Annotated in this window: 15 protein-coding genes; 8 read left to right on the top strand and 7 right to left on the bottom strand. The window is 37.2% G+C overall.

The window, feature by feature from the left end:
• The first annotated feature begins 21 nt into the window (after positions 1-21).
• Positions 22-660 carry a trimeric intracellular cation channel family protein gene (locus tag AADJ06_RS14630; protein WP_341227220.1) on the top strand — a complete coding sequence of 213 codons (639 nt, stop codon included), beginning with the start codon at positions 22-24 and terminating at the stop codon, positions 658-660.
• Here AADJ06_RS14630 and AADJ06_RS14635 read toward each other — a convergent pair whose 3' ends face one another.
• Both AADJ06_RS14635 and AADJ06_RS14640 read right to left on the bottom strand, forming a co-directional pair.
• Positions 661-1,263, bottom strand: a complete 603-nt coding sequence (locus tag AADJ06_RS14635; RefSeq protein ID WP_341227221.1) for a hypothetical protein — start codon at positions 1,261-1,263, stop codon at positions 661-663. It abuts the gene before it with no gap.
• Positions 1,263-2,174, bottom strand: a complete 912-nt coding sequence (locus AADJ06_RS14640) for an ROK family protein (protein WP_341227222.1) — start codon at positions 2,172-2,174, stop codon at positions 1,263-1,265. The genes AADJ06_RS14635 and AADJ06_RS14640 overlap by 1 nt, the downstream gene beginning before the upstream one ends.
• 237 nt (positions 2,175-2,411) lie before the next feature.
• Here AADJ06_RS14640 and coaD point away from each other — a divergent pair, with 237 nt between their 5' ends.
• Positions 2,412-2,879 (top strand): pantetheine-phosphate adenylyltransferase, encoded by a 468-nt coding sequence (coaD, locus tag AADJ06_RS14645; RefSeq protein ID WP_341227223.1) that lies wholly within the window; start codon positions 2,412-2,414, stop codon positions 2,877-2,879.
• On the opposite strand, the gene AADJ06_RS14650 is transcribed toward coaD, so the two are convergent.
• Positions 2,852-3,538 carry an NUDIX domain-containing protein gene (locus tag AADJ06_RS14650; RefSeq protein ID WP_341227224.1) on the bottom strand — a complete coding sequence of 229 codons (687 nt, stop codon included), beginning with the start codon at positions 3,536-3,538 and terminating at the stop codon, positions 2,852-2,854. The two genes, coaD and AADJ06_RS14650, sit on opposite strands and share 28 nt — an antisense overlap.
• A 158-nt stretch (positions 3,539-3,696) precedes the next feature.
• On the opposite strand from AADJ06_RS14650, the gene AADJ06_RS14655 reads away from it, so the two are divergent.
• Positions 3,697-4,983, top strand: a complete 1,287-nt coding sequence (locus tag AADJ06_RS14655) for a hemolysin family protein (RefSeq protein ID WP_341227225.1) — start codon at positions 3,697-3,699, stop codon at positions 4,981-4,983.
• Between the two features lie 9 nt (positions 4,984-4,992).
• Complete coding sequence (gene pyrE, locus AADJ06_RS14660) at positions 4,993-5,622, top strand: orotate phosphoribosyltransferase (RefSeq protein ID WP_341227226.1); 630 nt, start codon at positions 4,993-4,995, stop codon at positions 5,620-5,622.
• A gap of 3 nt (positions 5,623-5,625) precedes the next feature.
• On the opposite strand, the gene AADJ06_RS14665 is transcribed toward pyrE, so the two are convergent.
• The 3 genes from AADJ06_RS14665 to AADJ06_RS14675 form a co-directional block, all read right to left on the bottom strand.
• Positions 5,626-6,666 (bottom strand): Ldh family oxidoreductase, encoded by a 1,041-nt coding sequence (locus AADJ06_RS14665; RefSeq protein ID WP_341227227.1) that lies wholly within the window; start codon positions 6,664-6,666, stop codon positions 5,626-5,628.
• 89 nt (positions 6,667-6,755) lie between these two features.
• Positions 6,756-8,507 (bottom strand): DEAD/DEAH box helicase, encoded by a 1,752-nt coding sequence (locus AADJ06_RS14670; protein WP_341227228.1) that lies wholly within the window; start codon positions 8,505-8,507, stop codon positions 6,756-6,758.
• A gap of 259 nt (positions 8,508-8,766) precedes the next feature.
• Positions 8,767-9,438, bottom strand: a complete 672-nt coding sequence (locus AADJ06_RS14675; RefSeq protein ID WP_341227229.1) for a hypothetical protein — start codon at positions 9,436-9,438, stop codon at positions 8,767-8,769.
• An 82-nt stretch (positions 9,439-9,520) separates the two neighbouring features.
• Here AADJ06_RS14675 and hisB point away from each other — a divergent pair, with 82 nt between their 5' ends.
• From hisB to AADJ06_RS14695, 4 genes are all read left to right on the top strand, one after another.
• Positions 9,521-10,645, top strand: coding sequence for a bifunctional histidinol-phosphatase/imidazoleglycerol-phosphate dehydratase HisB (gene hisB / locus AADJ06_RS14680; RefSeq protein WP_341227230.1), 1,125 nt, complete (start codon positions 9,521-9,523; stop codon positions 10,643-10,645).
• A 29-nt stretch (positions 10,646-10,674) separates the two neighbouring features.
• Positions 10,675-11,916 carry a sodium:proton antiporter gene (locus AADJ06_RS14685; RefSeq protein WP_341227231.1) on the top strand — a complete coding sequence of 414 codons (1,242 nt, stop codon included), beginning with the start codon at positions 10,675-10,677 and terminating at the stop codon, positions 11,914-11,916.
• Between the two features lie 80 nt (positions 11,917-11,996).
• The gene (locus tag AADJ06_RS14690; RefSeq protein ID WP_341227232.1) at positions 11,997-12,677 is read left to right on the top strand and encodes a MotA/TolQ/ExbB proton channel family protein; all 681 of its coding nucleotides are present in this window, start codon (positions 11,997-11,999) and stop codon (positions 12,675-12,677) included.
• A gap of 12 nt (positions 12,678-12,689) precedes the next feature.
• On the top strand, positions 12,690-13,088 hold the full coding sequence (locus AADJ06_RS14695) for a biopolymer transporter ExbD (protein WP_341227233.1): 399 nt from the start codon (positions 12,690-12,692) through the stop codon (positions 13,086-13,088).
• 91 nt (positions 13,089-13,179) lie between these two features.
• Here AADJ06_RS14695 and AADJ06_RS14700 read toward each other — a convergent pair whose 3' ends face one another.
• Entirely contained in the window at positions 13,180-13,926 is a 747-nt protein-coding gene (locus AADJ06_RS14700) for a response regulator transcription factor (RefSeq protein WP_341227234.1), read from the bottom strand.
• Positions 13,927-13,928 lie beyond the last annotated feature (2 nt).

The following is a 13,928-nucleotide window of genomic DNA, read 5'->3' on the forward strand; positions in this document are numbered from 1 at the left end:
ATCTTCCTAAATTTAGCAACTATGACTTGGATATACTTTTTAGATTTATTTGGTACTTGTGTTTTTGCTATTTCAGGAGTTTTAATGGCCATCGAAAAGCGTTTTGACTTAGTTGGTACACTTATCATTGGTTTTGTGACCGCGGTTGGTGGAGGTACACTCAGAGATTTGTTGATAGGACGCTCGCCAGTGGGGTGGCTTAATGACCGGAATTACATGCTAGCCATATTGATAGGTTATGTTATTGCCTATGTTTTTTATAAACGAGTCTTAAGGTTGAAAAAAGGGATGTTTCTATTTGACACCTTGGGAATAGGTGTATTCACTATTATAGGTGTTAAAATAGCTGCCGAGTATAACCTCAGAGTAGAAACTTGTATTATGATGGGCGTAATTTCTGCTTGTTTTGGTGGTGTTATTAGAGACGTTTTGACTAACGAGATTCCATTGATTTTCAGAAAAGAGATTTACGCTGCGGCTTGTTTACTTGGGGCCGTTATTTACATCATTATGCAGCAATTCTGTCCTATTGAGAACGTGAATGTCATGGTTTCTATGGCCATCGTTTTTATAGTTAGATATTTATCCTTTAAAAACGGTTGGACTTTAAACTTAAAAAAGTTTGATGATTTAAATGGTTTTGGAAGTGGCGATAAATAGTTAGTCAAAAAAGGGTTGTGTTCTTTCTATCATTATTTTTTTATCTCTTATATGAGATCTGTGTTCTATCAGAAAATCGCGGAAACTTTCCATCTCTAAGATCATACTGTCAAAATCATAGGTGGAAGCTTGGTAGGTTTCCACGTATATGTTTTCAAAATCACAGATGATATATTCCATGCTCTTAAATCCTGCGTCAATCAAACTGTAGAGGTAAAGCGTTTGATAATTGAAATCATGCCTGCCAGCTTTATGATTCGCTGTAGACTTTAGGTCAATCACCCTCGCTTCCCCCAGTACATCGGCATAGCCATAAAATTTGATGTTTTTATGCTGGAAAGATAGTAATTGTTGCGTTTTGCGTCTTTTTGGAAGCAAAGAGGCAGCTTCTTCTATGAGCTGTGGCTCAAAATTTCCTGGTTTATTTTTAACCACAGCACTCTCAAAAGAAATACCTTTTTTGAACTTTGCCAATATAATAGGGTCAGTTTCTGGAACTCTATTGATTCTGTTCAGAAGCTTCGTTTTATTTTCTTCTGATGGGTATTTAAGATATCTGTGATACTCGTTTAAAAGCGTGGGGTAAAAGTTGAAGTTAAGCATTATCGAACTAGCTCAGCGGCTCCAAAAACACCCGCACTGTCGCCTAGTTTAGGTTTTAAGAAAACCGTTTCTACCTTTCTTTTATTAAAAATGAAATTCTCAATCTCCTTTACACCTTCCGTATAAATTTCTTCAATGTTACTAACACCACCACCTAGTACCACCACATCTGGGTCAAGTACATTTATAATATAGTGAATAGCCTTACCAAAGGACTTAAAGAGCCTTTGAAGCGTAGCTGTGGCATGTTCATCAGTATTTGCTCTATACCTATCTACTATCTCTTTTAAGCCCCTTTTCTCACCAGAAATACTGGCATAAAACCTTTCTAAGGCTGGGCCAGAAAAAATATTTTCATTACAGCCCACTTTACCACAGTAGCACGGTGTTTGGTCATCTCCTAAAACGTTATGTCCCCATTCCCCACCAATACCATGCTTGCCACCAATGATTTTTCCATTGACCACCACGCCACCGCCAACTCCCGTACCCATAATTACACCAAAAACTACTTGAGCATCTGGATATTTATCAGGCACTATACCCATGGTAGCTTCTGCCAGGGCAAAACAGTTGGCGTCATTTGCCATTTCTATTTTTACGCCTAGTAGAGCGGCTAAATCCTTTTTCATAGGCTGTTCATTCATGCAAGTGGTGTTGCAGTTTTTCATGGTTTGAAGGCCAGGGTCTAAGGTGCCGGGTGTACTGAAACCAATAGCTTCAGGGTTTACGCCAGTTTTTTTACTTAAACCATCTATAAGCTTTTTGATTTGAGATAAAATATGGTCGTACCCTTGGTTGGCTTCTGTAGGAACTCGTTCTCTAATTAGAATTTCGTCTGTTTTAGCATTTATCACAATGCCCTCTATTTTAGTACCTCCAAGGTCAACACCCCATACATATCTTTCCATCTCCTTATTTTTCGTCTGTTTTTGAATAAACAAACATAATATTAATCTTCTAAAATCTAAGGTTTATGTATGCTGCAAATAAGATTTTACTTGAGGGTAGGGCGTTTTTGTTTCGAAGAAAGGCAGGGTGTTATTCCAAATACCTAAGAATAATGAATGAAATCTAGGAGAAAATAATTGTAGACTTTGAAATGATTAAAAACATTTCAATCTTTAGCCACGATAAAAATAAACCCAATGAAACGAATAGCTTTTTTTCCTGGTTCTTTTGACCCGTTTACTAAAGGTCACGCAGATATTGTTGAAAGAGGATTGAAGCTTTTTGATGAAATTGTTATTGGCATTGGCTATAATCCTGCAAAGAAACGGTATTTTCCTTTGGATGTAATGGTGGGCGTTATAAAGGGTGCTTTTAATAATGATGAACGTATAAAGGTTATTAACTATAATGACCTTACGGCTAAAGTTGCCAAAAACTATGGAGCCCAGTACTTAATAAGGGGTTTGAGAAATACCACCGATTTTGAGTATGAGAATACTATAGCACAAGTTAATAGACAAATAGTAAACGGTTTGGAAACTGTTTTCCTTATTACCTCACCTGAGTTGGCTCCTATTAGTTCTAGTATTGTGAGAGAGCTACATTCCTTTGGAGTAGATGTAAGTAATTATGTTCCCTATCCTTTAGAAAAGCTCAACTCCTGAGAAAGCATGTTTTTTGCCACATTCAAGATAGAAGGGTAGCTTTTGAAAAGTGCCTTGTACATTTCAGAGGCATTCATCCATTTGACATCGTCTATTCCCTCATTTTCTTGGGGAGCCATATGTGCATCAGAAATTAAACGCATTTCATACCAATAGGTACGTTTTAATACACGTTGATTTTTATGTAAGTATGTGTGATAAGAAATGTAGTATTTATCTATTAAGGCCACTTTAACGTTGCATTCTTCTTCTACTTCTCTTAAAGCAGTTTCTCTTATAGTTTCACCTTTTTCAGCTTTGCCTTTAGGAAAGTCCCATTTTCCAAGTCTGTGGATCATTAGGATTTTATTTTCCTTATTAAGGACTAGACCACCAGCAGCGTTAACTATTTTGTATTCGGCAAAAATAGTCTCTTTAGCATCTTCTATATTGTTGACAAGAAAGGTTACACTTTTAAAGTCGAATTTTTTTATTTCTTTAATTGCTCTAAAGAAAGCAGTTAGTATTTCCGCTTTGGCATCAGGAATTAGCACTTTTTTTCGCCATTCTTTTAGGCCGCTTATCATGCCGATATCGCTAATAATTGTGTCAAACTTCTTGTTGACACCCTCTTGACCGTCTACTAAATGTATTGGTCTGTCATTGATAAATATGACCATTGTTCCTTTTTGTTTGGGTGCAAAAATAGGGTTTGGTATATTAGTGCAAGCTTTATTTCTAAAATATTTAATTTATATCTAGTAAAGCGGTTCACATTTGTATTATTTTGCAATTCAATAACAGAGCATTACGCCCCCAAAGGGCTTCATGAAGCTTAATGGAAATAGTAATTTTATTAATTCTGATTTTAATCAATGGGGTATTTTCGATGTCGGAAATTGCCTTGATTTCTTCCCGAAAAACTAAATTAGAAATAGCCGCAAAAAATGGTGATAAAAGGGCAGAATCTGCCCTGAATCTTGCTAGCTCACCAAATAAATTCTTAAGTACAGTTCAGATAGGCATCACCTTGATCAGTATCTTCACTGGTATTTATTCTGGTGATAGGTTAGGTGCTTATATTTTACCTGTATTAGAGCAGATACCGGGAGTAGCTACTTATGCAGATACCATTGCAGTAGTAATAATTACCATATTGGTAACCTTTCTTTCTCTAATTTTAGGGGAATTAGTGCCTAAGAGAATTGGATTAGCAGCCCCGGAAAGTATTTCTATGACAATGGCTGCTCCTATGATAGCTCTTTCTAGAGTGACCTCTCCATTTATTTGGTTACTTAGCAAAACATCTAAATTCCTTTTTGGTCTTATCGGAATAAAGGAATCAGATAATTCTATCACTGAAGAAGAGATCAAGTCAATGGCTAAAGAAGGTGCCACAGGTGGTTCTATTGAAGAAATAGAGCATGAGTTGGTTCAAAATGTTTTTCATCTTGGCGACAGAAAGATTACTTCTTTAATGACAAATACCAATGAGGTGACCTTTTTAGACTTAGATGATACACCACATGAGAACAGAAAGAAAATTATAGCTTCTCGTCATTCGGTTTATCCTGTGTGCAATGATGGTATAAACAATATGGTAGGTCTACTTTATGTGAAGGACTTATTAGGGAAATCATTAAGCACAGAGCTTAAGAATTTAGAATCAAGCCTTAGAGAGTGTCTTTTTATACCTGAGAATAATCTGGGTTATCAAGTTTTAGAAAAATTCCAGCAAGAAAGACGTCATTTTGGGGTGATTGTAGACGAATACGGTAATGTTCAAGGTGTGGTCACGATGAATGATATTTTGGACGCATTAGTAGGAGATATATCAGAAACAAACGAGTTTGAATTTGAGATCTTTAAAAGAGATGATGGTACTTTTTTAATTGATGCCTCACTGCCATTTGATGAATTCTTACAAGAGTTTGAGGTGGAGATAAATAATAGGAAAGACTACCAAGGTTTCGATACCATGGGTGGTTTTGCTTTGGAAATATTACAAGAAATTCCAGAAACGGGAGACCATTTCGATTGGGAAAACTTCCGTTTTGAAATTGTTGACATGGATAAAAACCGAGTTGACAAGATTCTTGTCACTTTAATAGACGAAATAGAATAGAACTACTGAATGACTACTGCTAGAAAAATTGCCAATATCTTATTAGAAACAGAAGCTGTAAAACTTAGCCCGAATGCACCATTCACATGGAGCTCAGGGTGGAAATCACCAATTTACTGTGACAACCGTATAACGCTTTCTGATGTAGAAGGACGTACTTTTATTAAGAAAGCATTAGCTAAAGCCATTAAAAAGCATTTTCCTGAAGTGGATTTGGTAGCTGGTGTGGCTACAGCGGGTATTGCTCAAGGTGCTTTAGTGGCAGATTATTTAAAAATTCCTTTTGCCTATGTTAGGCCAAAACCTAAAGAGCATGGCATGGGAAATCAGATAGAAGGGAAGATAGTTAAGGGACAAAAAGTAGTAGTCTTAGAAGATTTAATATCAACGGGTGGCAGTTCGCTAAAAGCGGTAGAAGCTTTAAGAGCGGCGGGTATTGAAGTAATAGGAATGATTTCTGTATTTACCTATGGCTTAAAAATAGCTGGGGTAAACTTCCAAGAAGCTGATGTACCGTTAATAACATTGAGTAATTATAACTTCTTAATAGACGAAGCTCGCAAGCAGCAGTATGTTAAAGAAGAAGACATAGCTTCTCTAAAAAAGTGGAAACGTAGTCCTGAAAAGTGGGGTAACTAATTCTTAGAGTTTTAGTACAAACTCTTCGGCTAACTTCTTTAAACCTTCAAAAGTATCGTTTCTAAGCCTCAAGCCAGACTTCATTTGCTCTGTTTTAAGGGTTAGTCCTCTTTCGCCTGGCATTCTTACGGGCTGATTGGGGTGTGCAGCTTTGCTTGCCAAAGATTGTTCTTTTAAATGCTCCATTTCTCGTTTGAAATAACTGTCGCCTGAAAATTTCTTTGGGTTAATAACCTGAATAAAGGCTGATGCACCCCATCTACCAGGTTCGCTGCTTCTTCCATGTCCGCCAAGGGCCGATGTCATGGCTTCTATCATTATTCCTAAAGCAAATCCTTTATAGCCAGAGTCTAGTCCGCCTAAAGGTAATATAGTGGACGGTTCATCTTCAAAGAATGTTTTGGCATCTGTAGTGGCTTTACCATCTGCTGTGATAAGCCATGGATACTCTAAAGGCTCATTAGTTTTGTTTTTTTGATGAATTAAGCCGTTTGAAGTGGCAGACATACTTACATCAATAATAAGTGGCTGCGTTTCGGTAGGAATGCCAAGAGCTAAAGGATTTGGACTATAAACACCTGTGGTTCCACCAAAAGGAGCAACGGTTTTATTATCTGGGTCAGAGCAGGCTATAATAGCCATATTGCCGTTTTGGGTAGCCTCTTCTAAATATGCTGCCAAACATCCAATGTGAGAAGATTTTTGAATAACCACGGTACCTACACCATTTTCTTCAGCCATTAAATCGGCTTTCTGAATTCCTTTTTCTATCAACCAAGGACCTGTTAAATATTTTCCATCCCAAAGTTCAGAACTCGCTGCACTATTAAGTATATCATAACTACCATTTATTTCCATGCTTCCACTTTTAATGTGCTCTATGTAGGGCATAGTAAGCTGTAAACCGTGCGTTCTATGACCTAAAAGCTCTCCTTCTAAGAGTATTTTAGTCGTAGTTAATGCTTTGTCGTTTGGAAGGTTTACCTTTTTGAAAAGGCTTAGTAGGAAGTTCTCTGCTTGGGTATAGGTCAGGGTTGAATTCATAGCCCGAAATTATAAATAAGTAAGCAAAAGGCACAAAAAAAGTCAGCCGATAATCGACTGACTTTAATTTTATAAGATAATTATCTTACTTATTTCGCAACTTCAATGGCCGCTTGACGAGCATTGATAGTTTTGCCGTCCATGCCAGAGATAACTTTATTTACATCTCTTTCTGGTACTTCCACAAAACTGAATTTGTCATACATATCAATTTGACCAATCACTCTACCAGGTATTTTTGCTTCGGCTGCTAAGGCTCCCACTATGTGGTTTGGTGATACATGGTCTTTCTTTCCAAGGTTGATGAACAAACGAACCATTCCTGGCTCTCCAGAACCATTAGCACCTCTGTGAGGTCTACGGCCACCTTCTCTTTCACCTCTATCTCTATTTCTTCCACCACGGTCTCTGCTTTCAAAATCACGCTCACGACCGCCTCTTCTTTCAAAACGTCCGCCGCCTCTTCTGTCGCCGCCACGGTCACCTCTGTCTCTGTCTCTTCCGCCTCTGCCACGTCCGTCAGAAAGGTCATCGCCTCCTTGGGTTGTTTTGCTAAGGTCTAATTGCATTTTCATTAAGGCAGTAACTACCTCAGCCGTGCTATGTCCGTTTTCTGTAAGTGCATCTATAATAGCTTCGTATTCTTGATTTCCTTCTTCAGAAATATGAGAAACTATTTTCTCCATGAAATTCTTCGTTTGAATTTCTTTCATGTCTTGCTTCGTAGGCACTTTACCTTCTGTAATAGGCACTTTAGTGTATCTTTCTAGCTCTCTTAGTTTATTTCTGTCTCTGTTAGAAACAAATAAGAAGGCTTTACCTTTATTACCCGCACGACCTGTTCTACCAATACGGTGAACATAGTATTCTGTATCTAAGGGAACGTCATAGTTAAAAACGGCATCCACATCATTTACATCAATACCTCTGGCTGCTACATCAGTAGCACAAAGGATAGTGCAATTTTTGTTTCTGAATTTATTCATAACCTGATTTCTAGCCGATTGGCTCAAATCTCCATGAATAGCTTCAGCTTTATAACCTCTGTCTTGAAGTTCCATAGTTACTCTGTCTACCATCGCTTTGGTATTACAGAAAACCAACATCAATTGCAGGTCATTTACATCAATCAAACGACACATTAACTCAGTTTTTGAGTCACGTCTTACGTTATAGTAAGTTTGCTCAATATTATCGTTTGTAACCTCTTTTTTAGTTATCTTGATAATTTCAGGATTGTTCTGAAATCTCTTTGTAATGCTCATGATATCACGAGACATGGTAGCAGAGAATAAAACAGTTTGTCTTTCTTCTGGAGCAAAAGATAATATTTTTTCTATATCATCTCTAAAACCCATGTTAAGCATCTCATCTGCTTCATCTAAGATAAGCATTTTCAATGTTTCCAACTTAAGCGTTTTACGCTCAATGTGGTCCATGATTCTACCAGGAGTACCTACTACTATATGTGCACCTTTTTTTAGGTCACGAAATTGTCTTTCATAAGACTCGCCACCGTAGATAGAGGTTACTAAAAGTCCTTTCTTGTATTTTGATAATTGATAAATCTGCTCCTTAACTTGCAGTGCAAGTTCTCTAGTAGGACACATGATCAATACTTGTGTGAATCTATCTTCAACATCAATGGCTTCAATAGCCGGAATACCAAAGGCAGCTGTTTTACCAGTACCTGTTTGTGCCTGACCTATCATGTCAGTACCTTTCATTACCACCTCAATGGCGGCTGATTGAATTGGGGAGGCTTCTGTCCATCCCATTTCTTCCACTGCCTTTAATATATAATCAGACACAGGAAGTTCGTTAAACTTTACAGTTTGCATACGCTTTTTGCATGACTGCCCAGCTAGCAGCCTATATTTTTAATTGTTTTTTGGAGACGATTGCGACACGCCCTTTCGTGAACATCACGGTTAAACCCGTTGCCTGCTCTGAAAGGAATTTTTGGACGAAAATAGGTACATTAAATGTGTACTGCCGCTGTCAGAGAACTCGAACGAGTCTTAAATCGAGTGCAAAAGTAAGGTTTTAATTTTTCTCTTGCAAACCTGTAGTGAAAGACCTTGCTTTAGTGCAGTTCTTTTATTTTTTAATCCAATTAAAACCATTTTCTGGTAAATTGGTGAAGTTGATATGCTCTAAAGACTTAGTTTCTAATGTGAAACCTTTTAAAACCATAGCATCGCTGTTATAGTAGCTTTCTTCATTTAATTTGACCGCTAGGCTTTCAAAATAATTATTTCCATCAAGCTGAATATTGCAAAGCCCCTTATTAAGTATGTCTAGGTTTTGGATTCTACAATTATATAGTCTTAAAGCATTGCTGTTATTCTCAATGGTCATGTCTCTTTGTTCAAAGTCAGCCATGATTATTTGAGAAACATTACTTCTTATATACTTCAGAGAAGGTAAAAAGAGGTTGATGTTTTTCCTGACACGTAATTCGTCTGTGGTACGAGGCGTTTTATCTGTATAAATAAAGAGTGTATCTTCTCTAGGCTCAAGGTGTACGTATTTCTGATAGGTTTTATGAATTTCAATGCTAGGCTTAATGTACTGTCTGATATTGACTTTCATTCTTCCTAAATCACACTTTATAACTACGGCTTTAATATCTTCCAAGTCAAATTTAGTGTAGGGCTCTACCAATTTGACCGGAGGCTTTTGACCAGTTTCGGGTTGTTCTAATCTTCCACATGCCTGTAGTGACAGAATTAGGAGAAAAAGTGCAGACTTTGAAAAAAAAAGTTTCATATAGAATAGATGCGTTTCCAAAGCTAAGGATTTAAAAAGTAAGATGCCTACATTTGCTGCCTATTGATACATTTATAATTGCATGCAAAAAGTACTATTTATTGACCGTGACGGTACCATCATAAAGGAACCGATAACTGATTTTCAAGTGGACTCGCTAGAAAAGCTTGAGTTTCTCCCTAAATCACTTTCTAATTTAAGAAAAATCGCAAATGAGACCGATTTTGAATTGGTGATGATTACCAATCAAGACGGCTTAGGAACGGATTCTTTTCCAGAAGATACCTTTTGGCCAGCACATCAAAAAATGATGACCACTTTAGAGGGTGAAGAAATCCACTTCAAAGAAGTTTTCATCGACAGAACTTTTGAGCATGAAAATGCTGAAACTCGCAAGCCAAGAACTGGGCTTTTGACGCAGTATATTGATAATCCTGATTATGATTTGGCGAATAGCTACGTGCTAGGCGATAGACTATCTGATATTCAATTAGCCGTAAACCTAGGTGCAAAAGGTATTTTGATAGCGGATGAGGCGAAAGAAGAAGCTACGGATGGTCAAAAGAATGCTATAGCTTTAATAAGTAGCGACTGGGATAAAATTCATGAGTTTTTGAGACTGCCTCAGAGGAAAGCAGTTATACAGAGAGATACTAAAGAGACTAAAATTTATGTCAATCTGAACCTAGACGGAACAGGTAAGGCTAAGATGGATACAGGCTTAGGTTTCTTTGACCATATGTTAGACCAGCTGGCGAAGCACTCAGGTGCCGACATTGAAATTACTGTAAAAGGAGATTTACATATTGATGAGCATCATACCATAGAAGATACGGCTTTGGCTTTAGGAGAAGCTTATTTAGAGGCACTAAAAGATAAAAGAGGTACTAACCGTTATGGTTTCTTATTACCTATGGATGAGGCCTTAGCTCAGGTAGCTATTGATTTTTCAGGAAGACCATGGCTGGTTTGGGATGCTGACTTTAAAAGAGAAAAAGTAGGTGAAATGCCTACGGAGATGTTTATGCATTTCTTTAAGTCTTTTTCCGATGCATCTAAATGTAACCTAAATATTAAATGTGAGGGTGATAATGAGCATCACAAAATTGAAGCTATCTTTAAAGGATGGGCAAAGGCCATAAAGATGGCGGTAAAAAGAGATATTAATGCCATGGATAGCCTGCCAAGTACTAAAGGTGTATTGTAAGAATTAGTCAATTAAATCATAAAGTAAAAATGGAATTATTTAAGATACTGACCATGCTGGTGGTTATTTCAGCACTTTTCGGTTACATCAATGTTCGTTTTTTGAAGTTGCCTACTACCATCGGATTGATGATAATGGCTTTGGTATTTTCATTAATTATGATTTTGCTTCAGTTTATTTATCCTGATTTGGTTCATTATGCACGAGACATCATGGCCGAAATTGACTTTACTACCGTCCTCATGGATGTCATGCTTTCCTTCCTGCTTTTTGCAGGAGCACTGCATACTAATGTAGGCATGATAAAACAGGAGAAGGGAACCATTGGGATGTTTGCTTTAGTGGGAGTTTTTATCTCTACTTTCTTAATCGGAGGTGCCGTATATTACCTGTCAATGGCTTTAGGTTTACACACTGATTTGGTCTATTGTTTGCTTTTTGGAGCTTTAATTTCGCCTACAGACCCAATTGCGGTTTTAGGAATTATGACAAAAGCCAACGTGCCTAAAAAGATAGAAATCAACATAGTAGGGGAGTCGCTTTTTAATGATGGTGTAGGTGTAGTGATATTTTTTACCATATTAGAAATTGCAAGACTTGGGGTAGATAATGTTACCGCAATGGATGTGGCTACGCTATTTGTTCAAGAGGCCGTTGGTGGTATATTGTTTGGGTTGGGCTTAGGTTTCCTAATGTTTAAATTGCTGAAAAGTATTGACGATTATGAGGTAGAAGTAATGATTACACTTGCCTTAGTGATGGGTGGCTATTTCTTAGCTCAGCAGCTCCATACTTCTGGACCTCTTGCTATGGTAGTGGCAGGTTTGTTTATGGGTAGTAGCGGAATGAAACAAGATTCTATGAGTGAGACTACAGAGCTTTATGTTGACAAATTTTGGGAGTTGGTCGATGTTTTGATGAACGCCGTTCTTTTTGTTTTGATAGGTTTAGAGATATTGATTTTAGAATTCCATACTAACTATTTTATTGCAGGAGCAGCTTCTATTGTTATTGTACTTTTAGCTAGGTATCTTATTATTACAGTTTTATTGAAATTCTCAAAAAACTGGGTCTCAGTAGATAAAGCTCCCTTATTGCTTACTTGGGGAGGCTTACGTGGTGGCTTGTCTATAGCTATGGCACTATCTTTACCTTCAGAATGGGAGGCCAAACCGTATATTGTTTTCATAACTTATTGCGTTGTATTATTCTCGATTATAGTGCAAGGGCTAACCCTTGAAAAGCTTGTGAAAAGAATCTACAAAGCGTAAAAGTTTGTATTTTGCATAATAATTATTGAAAGTAACCAGTTAGTAAACCAACTCTTAAAAATCCTTTTTAAATGCTGAAAATGCTTTTACTTCAAATTCCGGCGGAAGTAGGAATGGACTCTACACTTACGGCTTCTGTCGATAGTATCAATTATTTTGAATTACTTCTAAAAGGTGGGGTAGTTATCTATCCTATTATGATATTGCTTTTTGCTACTTTTTATCTGATGGCAGAGCGATATTTATTTATCAAAAGTGCCTCCAAGATAGACTTTGGTTTTTTGAGGTCGCTTAAAGATAATATACTTAGAGGCGATATGCGTTCAGGTATTTCTCTTTGCAAAAGTACTAATCTACCTATTTCTAGAATTTTAGAAAAAGGAATGTCGAGAATAGGAAGACCTGTTAAGGATATCGAAAGTGCGATGGAAATTCAATCAAACTTAGAGATTTCTAAAATGGAGAAAAACATGGGCTATTTAGGACTTATAGCTGGTGTGGCTCCTACCTTAGGTTTTGTGGGTACTATCTCTGGTATTATTAGAATTTTCTACGAAATATCTGTTACAGGAAATTTCTCTATTGAAACCATATCAAATGGTCTTTATGAGAAAATGATTTCAAGTTTCTCTGGATTGGTGGTAGGTTTAATAGCCTATGCTGCTTATCACAGTATTAACATGATGACAGATAAATTCAGTATTAACCTTCAGGCTACCGTAATGGATTTCTTGGATACACTGAACGAGCCTGCATCTTAAAACACTGACAACATGAAACTAAAAAGACAGCGAAGATTTCATGCCGAGGTTCAAACTTCTGCATTAAATGATATCATGTTCTTCTTGTTATTGTTCTTTTTAATTGTGGCCACATTGGGTAGTCCTAATGTAATTAAGCTTATGCTTCCGCAATCCGACGATTCTACGCATGATGTAAGTAAAGCACCCGTAAATCTGTCAATAACAGAAGATAAATTATATTATATAGACCGACGGGCCGTTCCGTTTCCTGCTCTAGAGCAAGCTCTTTTAGAGTCAACCGAAGGAATGGAAGAACCAACCGTAATCTTAAGAGCGGCATCAAGCCTTACTATTCAAGACTTGGTAGATGTTATGGGAATGGGAGCGAGGCTCCGGATAAGGATGGTACTAGCAACAGAGCAGAATTAGCGAGCCAATTAGAATATATTAAAAAACCGAATCGTCTCTGATTCGGTTTTTGTGTTTTGCGAACTCACATTTAAATAAGTTTACTCCTTTATTAAAGGCTCATCAAATCCTTAAACTTAATAGCCTGCCTTCTTGAAATCTCTATTTTTTCCCCACCTGGGCCTATTTCTCCTCCTTTTAAGTTGACCAGTAAACCTCCAGAAAACCAAGGTTCTATTTTGTCAATATAATTGAGGTTAATAATATGTTTTCTGTTTGCTCTGAAATAGACTTTAGAATCAAGGCGTTCTTCTAGACTATTTAGTGATTTGAGAATCATAGGTTTTTGGTCATCAAAGTGTAATCTGACGTAATTCCCCATAGACTCAAAAAGTCTCACCTTTCCCAATCTTACAAACCAGCATTTTTCACCATCTTTAACAAAAACTTGGTCGTGTACAGTTAATTCAGCCTCCGTTTCTCTAGAATCTTCCTTTTTACTCTTTTCTATAACCTCTTCAATCTTTTGAATAGCCTCTGCCAACCTTGGGCTGTCAATAGGTTTCATGATATAGTCTAAGGCATTAAATTCAAAAGCTTTTAATGCATACTCGTCATAAGCGGTGGTGAAAATAACTTCGGGAACGCTGTCTTCAAGGGCTTCCAAAAGTTCAAAACCGTTTTTACCAGGCATCTGAATATCTAAGAATAATAAGTCAGGATGCATTTCTTCTATCATAGGAATAGCCTCGTCGGCATTCGCTGCTTCACCTATTACAGTGATTCGCGGAAACTCTTCTAGTAACCTTTTTAGCTCGTTACGTGCTAGTCTTTCGTCATCTACTACTATTGCCCTCATAT

This window comes from uncultured Arcticibacterium sp., assembly GCF_964021845.1.
Classification (GTDB): Bacteria; Bacteroidota; Bacteroidia; order Cytophagales; family Spirosomataceae; genus Arcticibacterium.

Excerpts from the sequence above, each read along its gene's own strand:
- AADJ06_RS14650 (WP_341227224.1), bottom strand. The coding sequence starts at position 3,538 with ATGGTCATATTTATCAATGACAGACCAATACATTTAGTAGACGGTCAA.
- AADJ06_RS14640 (WP_341227222.1), bottom strand. The coding sequence starts at position 2,174 with ATGGAAAGATATGTATGGGGTGTTGACCTTGGAGGTACTAAAATAGAG.
- AADJ06_RS14670 (WP_341227228.1), bottom strand. The coding sequence starts at position 8,507 with ATGCAAACTGTAAAGTTTAACGAACTTCCTGTGTCTGATTATATATTA.
- AADJ06_RS14635 (WP_341227221.1), bottom strand. The coding sequence starts at position 1,263 with ATGCTTAACTTCAACTTTTACCCCACGCTTTTAAACGAGTATCACAGA.
- AADJ06_RS14685 (WP_341227231.1), top strand. The coding sequence starts at position 10,675 with ATGGAATTATTTAAGATACTGACCATGCTGGTGGTTATTTCAGCACTT.
- coaD (WP_341227223.1), top strand. The coding sequence starts at position 2,412 with ATGAAACGAATAGCTTTTTTTCCTGGTTCTTTTGACCCGTTTACTAAA.
- pyrE (WP_341227226.1), top strand. The coding sequence starts at position 4,993 with ATGACTACTGCTAGAAAAATTGCCAATATCTTATTAGAAACAGAAGCT.
- AADJ06_RS14665 (WP_341227227.1), bottom strand. The coding sequence starts at position 6,666 with ATGAATTCAACCCTGACCTATACCCAAGCAGAGAACTTCCTACTAAGC.
- AADJ06_RS14690 (WP_341227232.1), top strand. The coding sequence starts at position 11,997 with ATGCTTTTACTTCAAATTCCGGCGGAAGTAGGAATGGACTCTACACTT.
- hisB (WP_341227230.1), top strand. The coding sequence starts at position 9,521 with ATGCAAAAAGTACTATTTATTGACCGTGACGGTACCATCATAAAGGAA.
- AADJ06_RS14655 (WP_341227225.1), top strand. The coding sequence starts at position 3,697 with ATGGAAATAGTAATTTTATTAATTCTGATTTTAATCAATGGGGTATTT.
- AADJ06_RS14630 (WP_341227220.1), top strand. The coding sequence starts at position 22 with ATGACTTGGATATACTTTTTAGATTTATTTGGTACTTGTGTTTTTGCT.
- AADJ06_RS14675 (WP_341227229.1), bottom strand. The coding sequence starts at position 9,438 with ATGAAACTTTTTTTTTCAAAGTCTGCACTTTTTCTCCTAATTCTGTCA.
- AADJ06_RS14700 (WP_341227234.1), bottom strand. The coding sequence starts at position 13,926 with ATGAGGGCAATAGTAGTAGATGACGAAAGACTAGCACGTAACGAGCTA.
- AADJ06_RS14695 (WP_341227233.1), top strand. The coding sequence starts at position 12,690 with ATGAAACTAAAAAGACAGCGAAGATTTCATGCCGAGGTTCAAACTTCT.